The 17,215-nt window shown below is 75.4% G+C and carries 15 protein-coding genes and 1 tRNA gene; 3 read left to right on the top strand and 13 right to left on the bottom strand.

The annotated features are described in order from the left end of the window. Nucleotides 1-87 precede the first annotated feature (87 nt). The 13 genes from ACI79H_RS13965 to argS all read right to left on the bottom strand — a co-directional run bounded on the left by ACI79H_RS13965 (nt 88) and on the right by argS (nt 15,443). Entirely contained in the window at nt 88-585 is a 498-nt protein-coding gene (locus ACI79H_RS13965; RefSeq protein ID WP_456555003.1) for a hypothetical protein, read from the bottom strand. Beyond that, a complete protein-coding gene (locus ACI79H_RS13960; protein WP_456555002.1) occupies nt 582-1,841 on the bottom strand; it encodes a glycosyltransferase family 4 protein in 1,260 nt (419 codons plus the stop codon). The genes ACI79H_RS13965 and ACI79H_RS13960 overlap by 4 nt, the downstream gene beginning before the upstream one ends. Nucleotides 1,842-2,018: 177 nt before the next feature. Continuing rightward, complete coding sequence (locus tag ACI79H_RS13955) at nt 2,019-2,660, bottom strand: L-threonylcarbamoyladenylate synthase (protein ID WP_456555001.1); 642 nt, start codon at nt 2,658-2,660, stop codon at nt 2,019-2,021. A gap of 46 nt (nt 2,661-2,706) precedes the next feature. After that, entirely contained in the window at nt 2,707-4,215 is a 1,509-nt protein-coding gene (locus ACI79H_RS13950) for a protein kinase domain-containing protein (protein WP_456555000.1), read from the bottom strand. Continuing rightward, on the bottom strand, nt 4,212-5,063 hold the full coding sequence (prmC, locus tag ACI79H_RS13945; protein WP_456555177.1) for a peptide chain release factor N(5)-glutamine methyltransferase: 852 nt from the start codon (nt 5,061-5,063) through the stop codon (nt 4,212-4,214). Before prmC ends, ACI79H_RS13950 begins: the two co-directional genes overlap by 4 nt. A gap of 14 nt (nt 5,064-5,077) precedes the next feature. Further along, a complete protein-coding gene (gene prfA / locus ACI79H_RS13940; RefSeq protein ID WP_456554999.1) occupies nt 5,078-6,148 on the bottom strand; it encodes a peptide chain release factor 1 in 1,071 nt (356 codons plus the stop codon). Between the two features lie 84 nt (nt 6,149-6,232). Then, nucleotides 6,233-6,466 (bottom strand): 50S ribosomal protein L31, encoded by a 234-nt coding sequence (gene rpmE / locus ACI79H_RS13935; RefSeq protein WP_456554998.1) that lies wholly within the window; start codon nt 6,464-6,466, stop codon nt 6,233-6,235. 136 nt (nt 6,467-6,602) lie between these two features. Next, nucleotides 6,603-8,777 (bottom strand): transcription termination factor Rho, encoded by a 2,175-nt coding sequence (gene rho / locus ACI79H_RS13930; RefSeq protein ID WP_456554997.1) that lies wholly within the window; start codon nt 8,775-8,777, stop codon nt 6,603-6,605. 238 nt (nt 8,778-9,015) lie between these two features. Continuing rightward, nucleotides 9,016-9,924, bottom strand: coding sequence for a homoserine kinase (thrB, locus tag ACI79H_RS13925; RefSeq protein ID WP_456554996.1), 909 nt, complete (start codon nt 9,922-9,924; stop codon nt 9,016-9,018). Next, entirely contained in the window at nt 9,921-10,991 is a 1,071-nt protein-coding gene (thrC, locus tag ACI79H_RS13920) for a threonine synthase (RefSeq protein ID WP_456554995.1), read from the bottom strand. Before thrC ends, thrB begins: the two co-directional genes overlap by 4 nt. Continuing rightward, on the bottom strand, nt 10,988-12,295 hold the full coding sequence (locus ACI79H_RS13915) for a homoserine dehydrogenase (RefSeq protein WP_456554994.1): 1,308 nt from the start codon (nt 12,293-12,295) through the stop codon (nt 10,988-10,990). Before ACI79H_RS13915 ends, thrC begins: the two co-directional genes overlap by 4 nt. Further along, on the bottom strand, nt 12,292-13,785 hold the full coding sequence (gene lysA / locus ACI79H_RS13910; protein ID WP_456554993.1) for a diaminopimelate decarboxylase: 1,494 nt from the start codon (nt 13,783-13,785) through the stop codon (nt 12,292-12,294). The genes ACI79H_RS13915 and lysA overlap by 4 nt, the downstream gene beginning before the upstream one ends. Beyond that, nucleotides 13,782-15,443: an arginine--tRNA ligase gene (argS, locus tag ACI79H_RS13905; RefSeq protein WP_456554992.1), complete on the bottom strand. Its 1,662-nt coding sequence runs from the start codon at nt 15,441-15,443 to the stop codon at nt 13,782-13,784. Before argS ends, lysA begins: the two co-directional genes overlap by 4 nt. A 115-nt stretch (nt 15,444-15,558) precedes the next feature. On the opposite strand from argS, the gene ACI79H_RS13900 reads away from it, so the two are divergent. From ACI79H_RS13900 to ACI79H_RS13890, 3 genes are all read left to right on the top strand, one after another. Beyond that, entirely contained in the window at nt 15,559-16,371 is an 813-nt protein-coding gene (locus ACI79H_RS13900; RefSeq protein ID WP_456554991.1) for a DUF3105 domain-containing protein, read from the top strand. Between the two features lie 7 nt (nt 16,372-16,378). Continuing rightward, on the top strand, nt 16,379-17,077 hold the full coding sequence (locus ACI79H_RS13895) for a DUF305 domain-containing protein (protein WP_456554990.1): 699 nt from the start codon (nt 16,379-16,381) through the stop codon (nt 17,075-17,077). A gap of 64 nt (nt 17,078-17,141) precedes the next feature. After that, nucleotides 17,142-17,213, top strand: a tRNA-Arg gene (locus ACI79H_RS13890). The last annotated feature ends 2 nt before the right edge of the window (nt 17,214-17,215 follow it).

Raw genomic sequence — 17,215 nt, 5'->3', positions numbered from 1 at the left:
CCCCACTGGGCTGACGGGCTGGTTGCGCGGGGCGTGGTCGAGCGCCTCCGTTCAAGGAGGTGTCCTCGGCCATCGGGTCGGACACTATCAGCCGGCCTTCCCGGCGTTTCCCGGCTCCCGGGCCGCGTTCACCCGGGACGGGGACGACGGGGGCGCGGGAGGGGGCACGTAGTAGATCTGCCGGGTCCACACCCAGCGCAGCTGGACGACGCTCCAGAGCAGCGCGCCGACGACGACCGACCAGGCGACCGTGCGCCGGTCCAGCCACCCGTCGGCGGGCAGCGCTCCGAGCACGGCGAACAGCACGACCGCCTTGACGAAGAACGCGAGCAGGGCGGCCGGCAGCGTGAGGGTGTCCCCGATCCGCCCGGCGAAGGCGACCGCCAGGCCGGAGACGGCGAAGAACGCCGACACGATCACGGCCGACACCGCGATGGCGGCGGCGTGCTGCCAGCCGGCGACCAGCCCGGCCACCGGCGCGGCCACGGCGGCGACGGCCGCGGTGACCAGCGTGCCGACGCGGAGGAACGAGACGTCCCACGGGGTGGTGCTGCGGGCGGGTGCGCCCGCGGGGGTGGTGCTCATCGGACGGCCTCCGGGGCGTCTGCCTTGCGGGCGTTGCGCGCGGCGGCCCGGGCGGACCGCGGCTCGCCGCCGCGCCCCCGCCGGGCCCGTGCGGTGGGGTGGTCGGCGCGGCTGCGCTGCCGCTGGGCGGCCAGCTCGGCGGCCCGGGCCTCGCGGGCGGCCCGGCGGGCCCGCGGGCTGAGGACGACGACCAGGCCGACGACCAGCAGGACCGCGATCGCCACCAGCAGCTCCGCCGTCCCGCCGGTGATGGACAGCGCCACCGCGCCGAAGGACAGCAGCGCCGCCCAGAAGTACATGACGAGCACCGCGCGGCGGTGCGAGTGGCCGATCGAGAGCAGCCGGTGGTGCAGGTGCATCTTGTCCGGCGCGAACGGCGAGCGGCCCTGCCGCGTCCGGCGCACCACCGCCATGACCAGGTCGATGAAGGGGATGAAGAGCACGGCCACCGGCACCAGCAGCGGCAGGGTGAGCGGCAGCAGGGTGGCCGCCGAGTCGAAGGACTGCGGGTCCACTCCCCCGGTTGCCGTGACCGCCGCGGCGGAGAGCATCAGCCCCACCAGCATCGAGCCGGAGTCGCCCATGAAGATCCGCGCCGGGCTGAAGTTGTGCGGGAGGAAGCCCAGGCACGCACCGGCCAGCACGGCGGTGATCAGCGCCGGCGCGCTCGCGACGTCGTCGTACCCGACCAGGCCCAGGTGGTAGCTGTAGGCGAAGAAGGCCAGCGCCGCGATCGCCGAGACGCCCGCGGCCAGCCCGTCCAGGCCGTCGATGAAGTTGAGCGCGTTGACCACCAGCACCGTCAGCAGGATGGTCAGCGGCACCCCGACGTCCGGGCCCAGCGAGATGGTGCCGATGTCGGCGACCGGCAGGAACAGGAACGACAGCTGCACCCCGAGCAGCACCATGACGCCCGCCGCGGCGATCTGCCCGGTGAGCTTCGTCAGGGCGTCCAGGCCCCACTTGTCGTCCAGCACCCCGAGCGCGCAGATCAGCCCGCCGGCGACCAGCACCGCGTAGGTCTGCGAGTCGTCGAACGTGCGCTGCAGCGCGGGCAGCCGGGTCGCCACCAGCACCGCGGTGGCCACGCCCAGGTACATCGCCACCCCACCGCCGCGCGGCGTCGGGATGGAGTGCACGTCCCGTTCGCGGGGCGCGGCCATCATCCGGAAGCGGACCGCGACCATCCGCACCACCGGCGTGGTCAGGAAGGTGACCAGCGCCGCGGTGAGCAGGACGACGACGTACTCGCGCATCGGCTCAGCCGGCGCGGATCGGACCGGGACGGGTCCGACGGGCGGGTGCGCTCATCCCCACCGCCCTCCGACACGTCGTGCCGCGGCACCCCTGGGCGGCGCGGCGGTCGTCCAACGGTAGCGCGAGGACGTGGCGACGCCCCGCGTCGCACCGCCGTGCCCGCAGACCGCTGCTCCTCAGTCGGTGATCTCCGGGACGGCGTCGCGGAGGCGGTCGACGGGGACGGCGCCGACGCGGAGCACGCGGGGTGCGGCGCCCGTGCAGTCGACGATGGTGCTCGGCGCGGAGTCGGCGCGCGGCCCCCCGTCGAGGACCACCGCGGCGTGCTCGCCGAGCTGCTCGACGGCCTGCTGCGCGGTCGTCGCGGCCGGCCGGCCCGAGCGGTTGGCGCTGGACACCGCCAGCGGGCCGGTGCGGCGCAGCAGCTCCCGGGCCAGCTCGTCGTCGGGCAACCGGACCGCCACCGTGCCCTCGGCGTCGCCCAGGTCCCAGGCCAGCGACGGCGCGTGCTCCACCACCAGGGTCAGCCCACCCGGCCAGAAGGCCTGCGCCAGCGCGGTCGCGCTCGCCGGCGGGTGCACCACCAGGCCGGCGAGCGTGGAGGCCTCGCCGATGAGCACCGGGACGGGCATCGCGCGGCCGCGGTTCTTGGCCGCGAGCAGGCCGGTGACCGCCGACGGCGTGAACGCGTCGGCGGCCACGCCGTAGACGGTGTCGGTGGGCAGCAGCACCAGCTCGCCGCGGGCGATCGCGGCGGCGGCGGCGTCCAGGCCGGCGGCGCGCGCCTCCGGGTCGGAGCAGTCGTAGATCTCGGCCACGGGGAGGAAGTCTCCCACCGGCCGGGCAGCCGGCGGGCGCCCGGGCTCAGTCGTCGCCGCCGCGGTCGCGGCCCCGTCCCTCCCCGCGCTCGCGGTCGCGGTCCCGCTCCCGGTTGCCGTTCCCGCCGCCCTCGTCCTCGTCCGCCTCCTCCTCGTCCACCGGCGCGGGCGCCGGGGCCGGAGCCGGTGCGGGTGCCGGTTCGGGTGCCGGTTCGGGTGCGGGCACCGGGACGGGCGGCACCGCGTAGCCGAGCCGGACGAGCGCATCGGGCGGGAGCGTGCCGGCGGGCTCCACGGCGGTCACCAGACCCGCGGCCACCTCCCCCGTCTCGACCGCGGCGAGCTCCACGCGGAGACCGCGGCCCACGAGCTCGGCCTGCACCTCCTGGACCGGCCGGCCGACGAGATCGGCGGCCACTACCTCGACGCCGGCGGGCGTGCTGGGCGCGCTCGTCGCGGGCGTCGCGCCGGCGGTGCGGTCGGCCGCGGACGACGAGCCGTCGCGGAGCGCCGCGCCGAGCAGCCCGGCACCTCCGCCGAGGAGCAGGAGGGCGAGCAGCGCCGCGGCCGGCCACCGCCGCCGCCGGCGACGGGAGGCGGGCGCCTCCTCCCCGGTCACGACGGGGAGGACGGCGGTGAGCGGCGGGGCGGCCGGCACGGCCGGGAGCACGGCCGTGGGGGCCAGCGTGCGCGGGACCACCCGGTGCGGGGCCGGCGCTGCACCGGCGAGGACGTCGTCCACCGCGTTGCGCAGCGCCGTCCCGTCGGGGAACCGGACCGCCGGGTCCTTCGACATGGCCCGCTCGACGAGGTCCCGGACCGCCGGCGGTATGCCGGCGGGCAGCGGGTCGGGCTGCTCGCGGATCTGCATCACCGCGATCTGCACCGCGCTCTCGCCCTCGAAGGCCCGCCGCCCGCTGAGGCACTCGTAGCCCACCGCGCCGAGGGCGTAGACGTCGCTGGCGGGCGTCGCCGGCCGGCCGGACGCCTGCTCGGGCGAGAGGTAGTGCGCGGTGCCCATCACCTGCCCGGTGGCGGTGACCGCGGCGCTCGCCACCGAGCGGGCGATGCCGAAGTCGGTGAGCTTCACCCGGCCGTCGTGGCCCACCAGGAGGTTGGCCGGCTTGATGTCGCGGTGCACCACCCCGGCGGCGTGCGCCGCGCCGAGCCCGTCGGCGGCCTGCCGCAGCACGTCCAGCGCGCCGGCCACGTCCAGCCGGCCCTCGCGGCGCAGCACGTCGGCCAGCGACTCGCCCTCCACGAGCTCCATGACCAGGTAGGCCAGCGGCGGCGTCCGGCCGGAGGCGGGGAGCTCGCCGTAGTCGAACACCGCGGCGATGTGCGGGTGGGTGAGCGTCGCGGCGTGCTGCGCCTCGGTGCGGAACCGGGCGCGGAAGGCCGGGTCGGCGGCGAACTGGTCGCGCAGCACCTTGACCGCGACGGGGCGCTCCAGCAGCGTGTCGCGGCCGCGCCACACCTGGCCCATGCCGCCGCCGGCGATCAGCGACCCCAGCCGGTAGCGGTCGGCGAGCAGCGTGGGCTGCGCTCCGGTCACCTGTCCTCCCCCGGGCCTCGGCGGGCGGTCGTGAAGCGGGGCCGGCCGGCGAGGTCCGGGTGGTCCTCCACCTCGGTCCAGCCGGCGTGCGCACGCACGACCGCGGGCAGCGCCGTCCCCTGCTGGTCGGCGTGCTCGATGCCCAGCCAACCACCGGGACGGAGCAACCGGGCGGCGACACCGAGCATCCCGCGGACGACGTCGAGCCCGTCCGGGCCGCCCCACAGCGCCAGCGGCGGGTCGTGGTCGGCCACCTCGCGCGGCACGACGGCCCCGTCGGGCACGTACGGCGGGTTGGAGACCACGACGTCCACCCGCCCGTCGAGCTCGCGGAGCAGGCCGGGGTCGGTCATGTCGCCGGCCACCACGCCCACCGGGGTGTCGTGGGCCCCGGCACGCGCCAGCGCGTTGTGCCGGGTCCAGGCGATCGCGTCGGGGTCCCGCTCGACGGCGGTCACGCGGGCGCCGGGGTGCTCGTGCGCGATGGACAGCGCGATCGCGCCCGACCCGCTGCCCAGGTCGACGACGACCGGTCCCGCGGAGCCGGCGATCCGCTCCAGCGCCCACTCCACCAGCAGCTCGGTCTCCGGGCGCGGGACGAACACCCCGGGGCCCACCGCGAGCTCGAGCAGGCGGAACGGGGCGCGGCCGGTCAGGTGCTGGAGAGGCACCCGGTCGGCGCGCTGGTCGAGCAGGGCGCCGAAGCGGGCGGCGTCGTCGTCGGCCACCGCGTCGAGGGTGACCAGGCCCGCCCGGGAGCGGCCGAGCACGTGGGCCAGCAGCAGCTCGGCGTCCACCCGCGGGGAGGCGACGCCGGCCTCGGCCAGCCGCCGGGCCGCGTCGGCCAGGAGCGCGCGCGGGTTCAGGAGCCGGCCGCCAGCAGCTCGGCGGTGTGCGCGCGGCTCAGCGCGTCGATCACCGCGTCGAGGTCCCCGTCGAGCACCTGGTCCAGGTTGTGCGACTTGTAGCCGACCCGGTGGTCGGAGATCCGGTTCTCCGGGAAGTTGTACGTGCGCACCCGCTCGCTGCGGTCGACCGTGCGCACCTGGCTGCGGCGCTGGTCGCTGGCGGTCGCCGCCGCCTCCTCGCGGGCCGCGGCCAGCAGCCGGGAGCGCAGCACGCGCAGTGCCGACTCGCGGTTCTGCAGCTGGCTCTTCTCGTTCTGCGAGCTCACCACGATGCCGCTGGGCAGGTGGGTGATGCGCACGGCGGAGTCGGTGGTGTTGACGCTCTGCCCACCGGGGCCGGAGGACCGGAAGACGTCGATCCGCAGGTCGTTCGGGTCCACGGTCACGTCGACCTCCTCCGCCTCGGGCAGCACGAGGACGCCGGCCGCCGAGGTGTGGATGCGCCCCTGGCTCTCGGTGGCCGGCACCCGCTGCACGCGGTGCACGCCGCCCTCGAACTTCAACCGGGACCAGATGCCCTCGTCGCCGCGCGACTTGACCGCCACCGCGACGTCCTTGTACCCGCCGAGCTCCGCGTCCTGGGCGTCGAGCACCTCGGTCGCCCAGCCGCGCCGCTCCGCGTAGCGCAGGTACATCCGCAGCAGGTCGCCGGCGAACAGCGCCGACTCCGCGCCCCCCTCCCCCGCCTTGATCTCGAGGATGACGTCCTTGTCGTCGTCGGGGTCCTTCGGCAGCAGCTGCTCGCGCAGCCGCTCGCCGAGCTCCTCGATCCGCCGCTCCAGGCCGGCGGCCTCCGCGGCGAACGACGGGTCCTCGGCCGCGAGCTCCCGGGCGGTGCCGAGGTCGCCGCGGGCCTCGTCCAGGGCGCGGGCGGTCTCGACCAGCGGCGCCAGCTGGGCGTAGCGACGGCCGAGGCGGCGGGCGCGGGACTGGTCGGCGTGCACCGACGGGTCGGCCAGCTGCTGCTCCAGCTCCGCGTGCTCGGCGAGCAGGCCGGCCAGCCGGTCGGGCGCGGGGCTGCTCATCGGGTCACTCCTGGGCGTGATCGGTCCGGACACGACGACGGCGCCCGTCCCACCGCGAGGGTGGGACGGGCGCCGTCGGGGGTGCTACTGGTCGGCCGGGGCGCCGGCACCGGCGCGCTTGCCGAACCGCTTCTCGAAGCGGGCCACGCGGCCGCCGGTGTCGAGGATGCGCTGCTTGCCGGTGTAGAAGGGGTGGCAGGCGGAGCAGGTCTCGACGGTCAGCGTGCCGCTGGGCGAGGTGCTGCGGGTGGTGAAGGTGTTGCCGCAGCCGCAGGTCACGGTGGTGACGTTGTAGGCCGGGTGGATGTCGGGCTTCATGGCGCTGCCTCTTCTACGAAGTCTGTGTCGTCCGGTGCTGTGAACGCCGGGGACCGGAGGGGTATTTCCGGCCGCCCCGGCGGGGCTCGGTCGACCAGTCTCCCAGATCGGGGGACCGGCCGGCCCGGCCCCCCTGCTACTCCTGGCCGGGGCCCAGCGTCGTCTTCTGGATCTGCATGAGGAACTCGACGTTGTTGCGCGTCTTCTTCAGCTTGTCGAGCAGCAGCTCCAGCGCCTGCTGTGGCTCCAGCGCGGCGAGGACCCGGCGCAGCTTGATGACGATGGCCAGCTCGTCGGGCGACATGAGGATCTCCTCTTTGCGCGTGCCCGACGCGTTGACGTCGACGGCCGGGAAGACCCGCTTGTCCGCCAGGCGGCGGTCGAGCTTGATCTCGGCGTTACCGGTGCCCTTGAACTCCTCGAAGATGACCGTGTCCATCGTGGAGCCCGTCTCGACCAGCGCCGAGGCGATGATCGTCAGCGAGCCGCCGTTCTCGATGTTGCGGGCAGCACCCAGGAAGCGCTTGGGCGGGTAGAGCGCCGTGGAGTCGACACCACCGGAGAGGATGCGCCCGCTGGCGGGCGCCGCCAGGTTGTAGGCGCGACCCAGCCGGGTGATCGAGTCCAGCAGGACGACGACGTCGTGGCCCATCTCGACCAGGCGCTTGGCCCGCTCGATGGAGAGCTCGGCGACCGTCGTGTGGTCCGACGGCGGCCGGTCGAAGGTCGAGGCGATGACCTCGCCCTTCACCGAGCGCTGCATGTCGGTGACCTCTTCGGGCCGCTCGTCGACCAGCACGACCATCAGGTGGCACTCGGGGTTGTTCGTGGTGATCGCGTTCGCCAGCGACTGCAGCACCATCGTCTTGCCGGCCTTGGGCGGCGACACGATCAGCGCGCGCTGCCCCTTGCCGATGGGCATCACGAGGTCGATGACGCGGGTGGTGAGCAGGTGCGGCTCGGTCTCCAGCCGCAGGCGGTCCTGCGGGTAGAGCGGGGTCAGCTTGGTGAACTCCGGCCGGTTCTTCGCCTGCTCGGGGTCCAGCCCGTTGACGGTGTCGAGCCGGACCAGCGCGTTGTACTTGTCCTTGCGCTCGCCCTCGCGGGGCTGGCGGACGGCGCCGGTGATGGCGTCACCGCGGCGCAGGCCGTAGCGGCGCACCTGCGACAGCGAGACGTAGACGTCGTTCGGGCCGGTGAGGTAGCCCGACGTGCGCACGAACGCGTAGTTGTCGAGCACGTCGAGGATGCCGGCGACGGGCAGCAGGACGTCGTCCTCGCTGATCGTCGGCTCGCCCTGGTCGAAGCGGTCACGACCGCCGACGGCCGCGCCGCGCTTGTTCCGGTCGCGGTAGCGGCGTCCGCGGCGCCCGCGGCCGCCCTCGAAGTCGTCGTCGTCCTCGTCGGCCGCCGGCCCGCGGGACCCGTCGGTGCGGTTCTCGTTCCGGTTGCCCGGCCGGCCGTCGCGGTCGGTGCGGTCGCCGCGGTCGGGACCGCGGTTGCCGTCCCGGCCACCGTCGCGGTTGCGCTCCTGCCGGTCGGCGCCGTCGCGGTTGCCGCGCTCGTTCCGGTCGCCCCGCTCCTGGCGGTCGCCCCCGTCCCGGGCGGCCCGCTCGTCGCGGTCGCCGCCGTCGCGGTCCTGCTCGCGGCCGCCGTCGCGGTTCTGGTCGCGGCCGCCGTCACGGTTGGCGTCCCGGTCGCCGCGGTTGCGGTTCCGGTCGCGGTTGCGCGGCGGGCGCCCGCCCTCGCGCTCGCCGCCGGCCTGCTCGGCGTCCCGCGGCCCGCTCTCGGACTGCTCGGCGTCGCGCTGGTCGGTGCCGGCGGCGGCCTCCGCGACCCGGGTGCCGTTCCCGTCAGCAGCCGGTGCGGCGGCCGTCTCGGGAGCCGGCGACCCGGCGGGGCGGCTGGCACCGCGCCGGGCGCGGGTCGGCCGGGCGTCGGCGTCGGAGGTGGTCAGGGGGCCGCCGTTGGCGCCGCCGCTGATCGGGGCCTCGAGGGGCGCGGCGGTGGCGGCCACGCCGCGGGCGCGGTCGGCGCCCTCGTCCTGGCTCTCGGCGCGCGGCGCGGGGGCGCCGGCGTCCCCGCCCACCTGGCGGGCGGAGATGGCGGCGACGAGGTCGCCCTTGCGCATGCGGCCCGTGCCGGGGATGCCCAGCTCGGCGGCGAGGCGCTGGAGCTCGGGCAGCAGCATCCCGGACAGGCCCGTGCCGCGGCGGCGGGCGCGGCCCGCCGGCTCAGCAGCGGCGGGTGCCTCGCTCGTGCCGGCGGCGTCCTGCGCGCCGGTCATGGCGAGGTCGGTGCTTTCGCTCACGTACAGGTCCTTCCCTGCGGTGACCTGCGCGTTCCAGCGCAGGGGGTGCACCGCTCCCCGTCGACCCGGGCATGAGGCGGGGGCGGAGGGAGAGCGGGGTCGAGAATGCGGGGCGGATCAGCGGCAGAGATCGCCGGCTTCGGCCCCACGCGAGGCTCGCCCGAGTGGGCGGCTACGCCGAGAGCCTAGACGCGGCTCACGGAGTGGACAACACCGGTTGGTTCCAGTGTGTTCCTCGTTACCGAGACGATACCCGAGGCCCGGCCTGCACCGTTGCGCCGGAGCGGTCGATCCCCGGCGCGAGCAGCCGCCAGCCGTCCGGGACCACTGCGGCGACGTCGCCGCTGCCGGGCTGCCGCCCGAGCACCAGCACGCTCGGCCCGGCGCCCGAGACGACGGCGGCGTGGCCGGCCGTGCGCAGGCGCTGCACCAGCTCGTGCGACGCGGGCATGGCCGGGCCGCGCTGCCCCTGGTGCAACCGGTCCTCGGTGGCCTCGAGCAGCAGCGCCGGTGCGGCGGTGAGCGCGTGCACGAGCAGGCCGGAGCGCCCGGCGTTGAAGGCGGCGTCCGCGTGCGGGACCAGCTCGGGCAGCAGGCCGCGGGCGACGTGCGTGGGAAGCGTCGCGTCCGGCACGAGGACGACCGGCTGCACCTCCTCGGCCACGGCGAGCCGTGCGGCGCGGGCGCCGTCGGCCGTCATCCAGGACAGCGTCGCCCCGCCGAGCAGGCAGGCCGCGACGTTGTCGGGGTGCCCCTCGAGCTCGGTGACCAGCCGGAGGACGGCGTCGTCGTCCATCGCCCCGCCGTCGGGGCACAACCCCCGGGCGCCGAGCACCCCGGCGACGACAGCCGCGGCCGACGAGCCCATCCCCCGGCCCTGCGGGATGCCGTTCTCCGTGCGGACGCGCAGCCCCGGCGGCGTCCAGCCCAGCTCGCCGCACGCTGCCCGGAACGCGCGCACCACCAGGTGCTGCTCGTCCGCCGGCAGGGTGTCGGCGCCCTCCCCCGTCATGACGACCTCGAGCCCCCCGCCGGTGGCCTCGAACTCCAGCGAGTCGTGCACCCCGAGGGCCAGGCCGGCGCAGTCGAACGCCGGCCCGAGGTTCGCGCTGGTCGCCGGGACGCGGACCTGGACGACCGTGCTCACAGGCCCAGCTGGGCCGCGGCCGCCGCGGCGTCGACCGGGATGGTCACCGGGGCCGGCGCGCCCGAGATCGCCCACTCCGGGTCCTTGAGCCCGTTGCCGGTGACGGTGCAGACGACCCGCTGCCCCGGCTCGAGCTCACCGGCGGCGTGCACCTGCAGCAGCCCGGCGACCGAGGCGGCCGAGGCCGGCTCGACGAAGACCGCCTCGCTGCGGGCCAGGAGCCGGTAGGCCGACAGGATCGCGCGGTCGGTGACCGCGTCGATGCGGCCGCCGGACTCGTCGCGGGCGGCCAGCGCCTTGGTCCAGGACGCCGGGTTGCCGATGCGGATCGCGGTGGCGATCGTGCTCGGGTTCTCGACGACGGCGCCGTTGACGATGGGTGCCGCACCCGCGGCCTGGAAGCCCCACATGCGCGGGGTGCGGGTGGCCGGGCCGTCCTCCGCGTACTCGCGGTAGCCCTGCCAGTAGGCGGTGATGTTGCCGGCGTTGCCGACCGGGAGGCAGTGGATGTCGGGGGCGTCGCCGAGGACGTCGACGACCTCGAAGGACGCCGTCTTCTGGCCCTCGATCCGGTACTGGTTGACGCTGTTGACCAGGCTCACCGGGTAGTCGATGGCCAGCTTGCTGGCCAGCGCGAGGCAGTCGTCGAAGTTGCCCTCGACCTGCAGCAGCTGCGCGCCGTGCACCAGCGCCTGGGCCAGCTTGCCCATGGCGATCTTGCCCTGCGGCACGAGGACCGCGCAGGTGAGGCCGGCCCGGGCGGCGTAGGCGGCGGCGCTGGCGCTGGTGTTGCCGGTGGAGGCGCAGATGACGGCCTTCGCGCCCTCCTCGGCGGCCTTGGTGATGGCCATCGTCATGCCGCGGTCCTTGAACGACCCGGTCGGGTTGGCGCCCTCGACCTTGAGGTAGACCTCGCAGCCGGTCCGGCTGCTGAGCTCGCGGGCGTGGACCAGCGGGGTGGCTCCCTCGTGCAGCGTGACGACCGGGGTCGAGTCGCTGACCGGCAGCCGGTCCCGGTAGGCCTCGATCAGCCCGGGCCACCCGGGGGTCGCCTTGAGGACGCTCATTGCAGACCTTCCACGCGCAGGACGCTGGTGACACCGCGCACCGCGGGCATGTCCCGCAGGGCGGCGATGGTGGCGGACAGCGCCGCGTCGGGCGCGCTGTGCGTGACGATGACCAGCGTGGCGGCGTCGCCCCGGCCGGTCTGCCGGACGGTGGAGATGCTCACCTCGTGGCGCGCGAACTCCTGCGCGACGGCGGCGAGGACACCGGGCCGGTCGGTGACGTCGAGGCTCACGTGGTACCGGGTGGGGGTCTCGGCCATCGGGCGCACCGCGAGCGCGGCGTAACCGGTCGGGCCCTGCCCCGAGGCGCCGGCGACGCGGTTGCGGGCCACCGCGACGAGGTCGCCGAGGACGGCGCTGGCGGTGGGCTCCCCCCCGGCGCCCTGGCCGTAGAACATCAGCTGCCCGGCGGCCTCGGCCTCGACGAAGACGGCGTTGAAGGCGCCACCGACCGAGGCCAGCGGGTGCGTGGTCGGGATCATCGCCGGGTGCACGCGGACGGCCACGGAATCGGACGCCGCGTCGCCGTCCGGCTTCTCCGTGACGCGCTCGCAGATGGCCAGCAGCTTGACCGTGCAGCCGATCTCGGCCGCGCGCGCGACGTCGGTCGCCGACACCGCGGCGATGCCCTCGCGGTGCACGTCGGCCGAGGACACCGGCGAGTGGAAGGCCAGCGAGGCCAGGATGGCCGCCTTCGCCGCGGCGTCGAAGCCGTCGACGTCGGCCGTCGGGTCGGCCTCGGCGTAGCCGAGCTCGGTGGCCTCGGCCAGCGCCTCGGCGAACCCGGCGCCGGTCTCGGCCATGCGCGACAGGATGTAGTTCGTCGTCCCGTTGACGATGCCGACGACGCGGCGCAGCTGGTCACCGGCCAGGGACTCGCGCAGCGGGCGGAGCAGCGGGATGGCCCCGGCGACGGCGGCCTCGTAGTAGAGGTCGACCCCGGCCTCGGCCGCGGCCGCGTGCAGGCCGGGCCCGTCCTCGGCGAGCAGCGCCTTGTTGGCGCTGACCACGGACTTGCCCGCCCGGAACGCCGCGTACATGAGGCTGCGGGCCGGCTCGATGCCACCGATCACCTCGACGACGAGGTCGACGTCGTCGCGGACCGCCAGGGCGGCGGCGTCGGTGGTCAGCAGGTGCTGGGGCACGTCGGGGTGGTGCGCCGGGCGGCGGACGGCGATGCCGGCCACCTCGACCGGCCGGCCGATGCGGGCGGCGAGGTCGTCGGCCTGGTCCTCGATCAGCCGGAGGACCGCGCTGCCGACCGTGCCGCAGCCCAGCAGCGCCACGCGCAGCGGGGCCGTCACGACCGCGCCCCGGCGGCGTGCTCGGGAGCCGGCTGGGAGGGCGCGACGGGAGGTGCGGGCCGGTCTGCGAGGACGGCGTCGAGGGCGAACACGTCCGACAGTGTCTGACGTCGGACGATCTCGGTCGCGACGCCCTCCCGCACGGCGACCACCGGCGGCTTGAGCAGGTAGTTGTAGTTGCTCGCCATCGACCAGCAGTAGGCGCCCGTGGCGGCCACGGCGAGCAGGTCGCCGGGTGCGACGTCGGAGGGCAGCCAGAGGTCGCGCACCAGGATGTCGCCGCTCTCGCAGTGCTTGCCGACGACCCTGCACAGCGCCGGAGGTGCGTCGGAGGTGCGGTTGGCCAGCACGCAGGTGTAGCTCGCGTCGTACAGGGCGGTGCGGATGTTGTCGCTCATGCCGCCGTCGACGGAGACGTAGTTCCGGACGGCCGGGGCGCCGGGGGCACCGCCCGCACCGAGCCGGACCGGCTTGATGGTGCCGATCTCGTAGAGCGTGACGGTCCCGGGGCCGGCGATGGCGCGGCCCGGCTCGACGGCCAGCCGCGGCACCGGCAGGCCGAGGGCGGCGCACTCGGCGGCCACGACGGTGCGCAGCTTCGCCGCGACGTCGGCGGGGCTGACCGGGTCGTCCTCGGCCAGGTACGCGATGCCGAAGCCGCCGCCCAGGTTGAGCTCGCCCAGCAGCTCACCGGTGGCCTGGTGGACCTGGCCCAGCAGGCCGACGACCCGGTGGGCGGCCGCCTCGAAGCCCGCGGTGTCGAAGATCTGCGAGCCGATGTGGCTGTGCAGCCCGGCCAGCCGCAGCGCCGGCTCGCGGATGACCCGGACGGCCGCCGCCAGGGCGTCACCGGTGGCCAGCGAGAAGCCGAACTTCTGGTCCTCGTGGGCGGTGGCGATGAACTCGTGGGTGTGCGCCTCGATGCCGACCGTGGCGCGGATCAGCACCGGCACCGGCGCACCGCCCGCGGCCACGCGCGCGGCGGCCAGCGGCGCCAGCCGCTCGATCTCGTCGAACGAGTCGAGCACCACGTGCCCGATGCCCGAGTCGACCGCGAGCTGCAGCTCGACCAGCGACTTGTTGTTGCCGTGCAGCGCGATGCGCTCGGCCGGGAAGCCGGCGGCCAGGGCGAGCGCGAGCTCGTTGCCGCTGCAGGCGTCCAGGTGCAGGCCGTCCTCGGCGACCCACCGGGCCACCTGGCCGCAGAGGAACGCCTTGGAGGCGTAGTGCACGTCGGCGCCCTCGAACGCCGTCGCGAACTCGGCCGCGCGGCCGCGGAAGTCCTCCTCGTCGAGCACGAACAGCGGGGTGCCGTGCTCGCGGGCCAGGTCGGTGACGGCGCGGCCGGCGAGGTGCAGCTCGCCGTCGACGCGGGTCGCCGAGCGCGGCCAGACCTGCGGGTCCAGGGCGCCCAGCTCCGCCGGGGGTGCGCCGGCCGCCGTCGGCGGGGTGATGTTCCCGTGCAGCGGCCCGGCCGGGTGCGCCCTCACATCCGCTCCGGGGCGGTCACGCCGAGCACGTCGAGGCCGTTGCGCAGCACCGTCGCGGTGGCGGCGCACAGCCACAGCCGGGCGGTGGTCAGCGGCGTCGCCTCCTCGTCGCCGCGCGGCAGCACGCGGCACGAGTCGTAGAAGCGGTGGTAGGTGCCCGCGAGCTCCTCGAGGTAGCGGGCCACCCGGTGCGGGGCGCGCAGCTCGGCGGCGGCGGCAAGCACCCGCGGGAACTCGCCGACGGCGCGCAGCAGGTCGCTCTCCCGCGGGTGCGCCAGCGCGGCGACGTCGACGTCGCCCGCCTCGCCCAGCCCCAGGCCCAGGTCGGCGGCGTTGCGCAGCACCGACGAGATGCGGGCGTGCGCGTACTGCACGTAGAAGACGGGGTTGTCGTTGGTCCGTCGGCTCCACAGGTCGGCGTCGATGTCGATCTGCTGGTCGACCGAGGCGCGGGCCAGCGCGTAGCGGGCCGCGTCCGTGCCGACGGCGTCCACCAGGTCGGTGAGCAGCACGAAGTTGCCCTTGCGCTTGCTCATCCGCACCGGCTCGCCGTCCTTGACCAGGTTCACCAGCTGGCCGATCAGGATCTCGAGGTGGGTGTCGGGGTCGTCGCCGGTCGCGGCGACCAGCGCCTTGTACCGCCCGACGTACCCGGAGTGGTCCGCGCCGAGCATGATGACGACCCGGTCGAAGCCCCGTGCCCGCTTGTCCAGGTAGTAGGCGCAGTCCGCGGCGAAGTAGGTCGGCTCGCCCCCGGCCTTGACCAGCACGCGGTCCTTGTCGTCGCCGAAGGTCGTCGTCCGCAGCCAGACGGCGCCGTCGGCCTCGAACACGTGGCCCTGCTCGCGCAGCCGGCCCACCGCCTTCTCCAGGGCGCCCGACTCGTGCAGCGTCCGCTCGGAGAAGAACCGGTCGTAGTGGACGCCGAACCCGTCGAGGGTGCTGCGGATGTCGGCGACCATCGCCGCGACGCCCTGCTCGGCGAAGACGGTGACCTGCTCCTCCTCGGGTCGGTCGAGCAGGCCCGGCACGGCGGCCACCACCTGCCGGGCGACGGTCTCGACGTAGTCGCCCTGGTAGCCGTCCTCGGGCACCGGCCGGCCCTGCGCGACCGCCTGCAGGCTCCGGCCGAACCGCTCGATCTGCGCGCCGGCGTCGTTCACGTAGTACTCGCGGCTGACCTCTGCACCGGTGGCCTCGAGCAGGCGGGCCAGCGCGTCGCCGACGGCGGCCCAGCGGGTCGAGCCCAGGGTGACCGGGCCGGTCGGGTTGGCCGAGACGAACTCCAGGTTCAGCTTCCGGCCGGCGAAGGCGTCGGTGCGCCCGTAGGCCGCACCGGCCGCGACGGCGCGCACCGCGATCGTGCCCAGCGCGCCCTGGGCCAGGGTGATGTTCAGGAAGCCCGGCCCGGCGACGTCGACCGACGCGATCCCCTCGTGCGCCCGCAGCTCCTCGGCCAGCACCTCGGCGACCTCGCGGGGCGGCCGGCCGGCGGGCTTGGCCAGCCGGAGGGCGACGTTCGTGGCGTAGTCGCCGTGCTCGGGGTTCCTCGGCCGCTCGACGACGACCTCGGCGGGCACCTCCACGGGCAGCGCGCCGCGGTCGACGACCGCGGCCACGGCGGTACGGACGACGTCCTGCAGCTGCTCCGGTGTCACCGCACGAGCGTACTGACCGCCCCGGGCCGCTCCGGCGCCCCCGCCCGCCGCATGCAGGGAATGCCCAGGTTCGCAACCTAGACTCGCCGGCGCACCGTGCACCCGCGAACGAGGAGTGGCCTTGGCCAAGGACCGCAAGCCCGACGACGCCCGCCCCCGCGGCGGCGCCACCCGGTCCGGAGGCGGCAACCCCAACCGCGCCAAGGGGGGCCGGACGCGCCCGCCGACGCAGGTCGTGGCCAACGCGCAGAAGCGTCCGTGGGGCCTCATCGCCGGCGCGGTCGCCGTCGTCGTGTTCGCCGCGGCCACCATCACCTACGCCGTCGTCCAGGTGAACGAGGCCAACGCCGACAAGCTCGCCTCGATCGAGGAGATCTCCGGCGTCGTGGCCGCCGACTACTCCCCCGGCCAGGACCACGTGACCACCGAGGTCGACTACACCGAGTCGCCGCCGGTCGGCGGCCCGCACGACGGCACCTGGGCCGACTGCACGGGCACCGTCTACGACGTCGACATCCGGCACGAGAACGCGGTGCACAGCCTCGAGCACGGAGCGGTCTGGATCGCCTACGACCCCGACGCCGTCCCCGACGCCGACGTCGAGACGCTGGCCGACCTGGTGGACGGCGAGTCCGGCCGGATGATGTCGCCGGTCGCCGGCATGGACACCCCGATCAGCCTCCAGTCGTGGAACCACCAGCTGAAGGTGGACAGCGCCGACGACCCGCGGATCGAGCAGTTCGCGGACTTCATGACCTACAACCGCTCGCCCTACGGCGACGACACCGACCGCAACGAGGCGCTGGCGTTCCCCGAGCCGGGCGCCTCCTGCGAGAACCCCGCGTTCGCCGCCGACCCGCTGGTCGAGGGCGACGCGAGCGCCCCGGTGGGCCCGAGCGACATGCCGAGCACGGAGGAGCAGGGCTGATCCGCGCATGACGACGACCGAGCTGACCCGCGCACCCGAGGTGGAGGCCGACGTGACCGCTCCTGCCGAGCACCGCGGCCGCCCGCTGCGCACCGCGCTCCTGGCAGTCATCGCCGTCGGCCTGGTGCTGCTCGGCGGCGGCCTGGCCGTGGCGGTCGGCATCGGCCGCACGGACACCCCGGCCGCGGGTTCGGTCGACGCCGGCTTCGCCCGTGACATGGGCCGCCACCACCTGCAGGGCGTCGAGATGGCGAACATGGTGGCCGAGCGCAGCGAGGACCCGGAGGTCCGGCAGATCGCCTTCGACATCTCCGCCACGCAGACCAACCAGGCGGGGCGCATGCAGGGCTGGCTGTCGCTGTGGGGCGTGCCGCAGAGCGGTGGGGACACCATGGCCTGGATGTCGGAGGGCGGGGGCCACGACCACACGGCCACCGACGGCGGCCTGATGCCGGGGATGGCGACCGAGGAGGAGCTGGCGAACCTGCGCGAGCTGCGCGGCACCGCGTTCGACGTCGAGTTCCTCCGGCTGATGATCCGCCACCACCAGGGCGGCTTCGACATGGCCGAGTACGCCGTCGAGCACGCCGACGTCCCGGCGGTGCGCGACCTCGCGCAGGCCATCGCCCGCGCCCAGTCCGCGGAGACCCGGACGATGGCCACGATGCTCGCCGCGCGGGGCGGCACCCCGCTCCCGGCGCCGTAGGCCCACCGCCCGCGGCGCCTCCGGGGGCTGATAGGTTCTCCCCCGAACGACGCGAACGAGTCGAGCCCCCGTAGCTCAGGGGATAGAGCACTGCCCTCCGGAGGCAGGGGCGCAGGTTCGAATCCTGCCGGGGGCACT

It is taken from the genome of Blastococcus sp. SYSU D01042 (genome assembly GCF_054050515.1).
Note: the sequence above shows the minus strand (reverse complement) of the source record. Positions and strands in the feature narration are given on the sequence as shown.

What these genes read in the sequence shown, in the direction of transcription:
- ACI79H_RS13965 (WP_456555003.1), bottom strand. Translation starts at nt 585, where the DNA reads ATGAGCACCACCCCCGCGGGCGCACCCGCCCGCAGCACCACCCCGTGG.
- ACI79H_RS13960 (WP_456555002.1), bottom strand. Translation starts at nt 1,841, where the DNA reads ATGCGCGAGTACGTCGTCGTCCTGCTCACCGCGGCGCTGGTCACCTTC.
- prfA (WP_456554999.1), bottom strand. Translation starts at nt 6,148, where the DNA reads ATGAGCAGCCCCGCGCCCGACCGGCTGGCCGGCCTGCTCGCCGAGCAC.
- rpmE (WP_456554998.1), bottom strand. Translation starts at nt 6,466, where the DNA reads ATGAAGCCCGACATCCACCCGGCCTACAACGTCACCACCGTGACCTGC.
- thrC (WP_456554995.1), bottom strand. Translation starts at nt 10,991, where the DNA reads ATGAGCGTCCTCAAGGCGACCCCCGGGTGGCCCGGGCTGATCGAGGCC.
- ACI79H_RS13895 (WP_456554990.1), top strand. Translation starts at nt 16,379, where the DNA reads ATGACGACGACCGAGCTGACCCGCGCACCCGAGGTGGAGGCCGACGTG.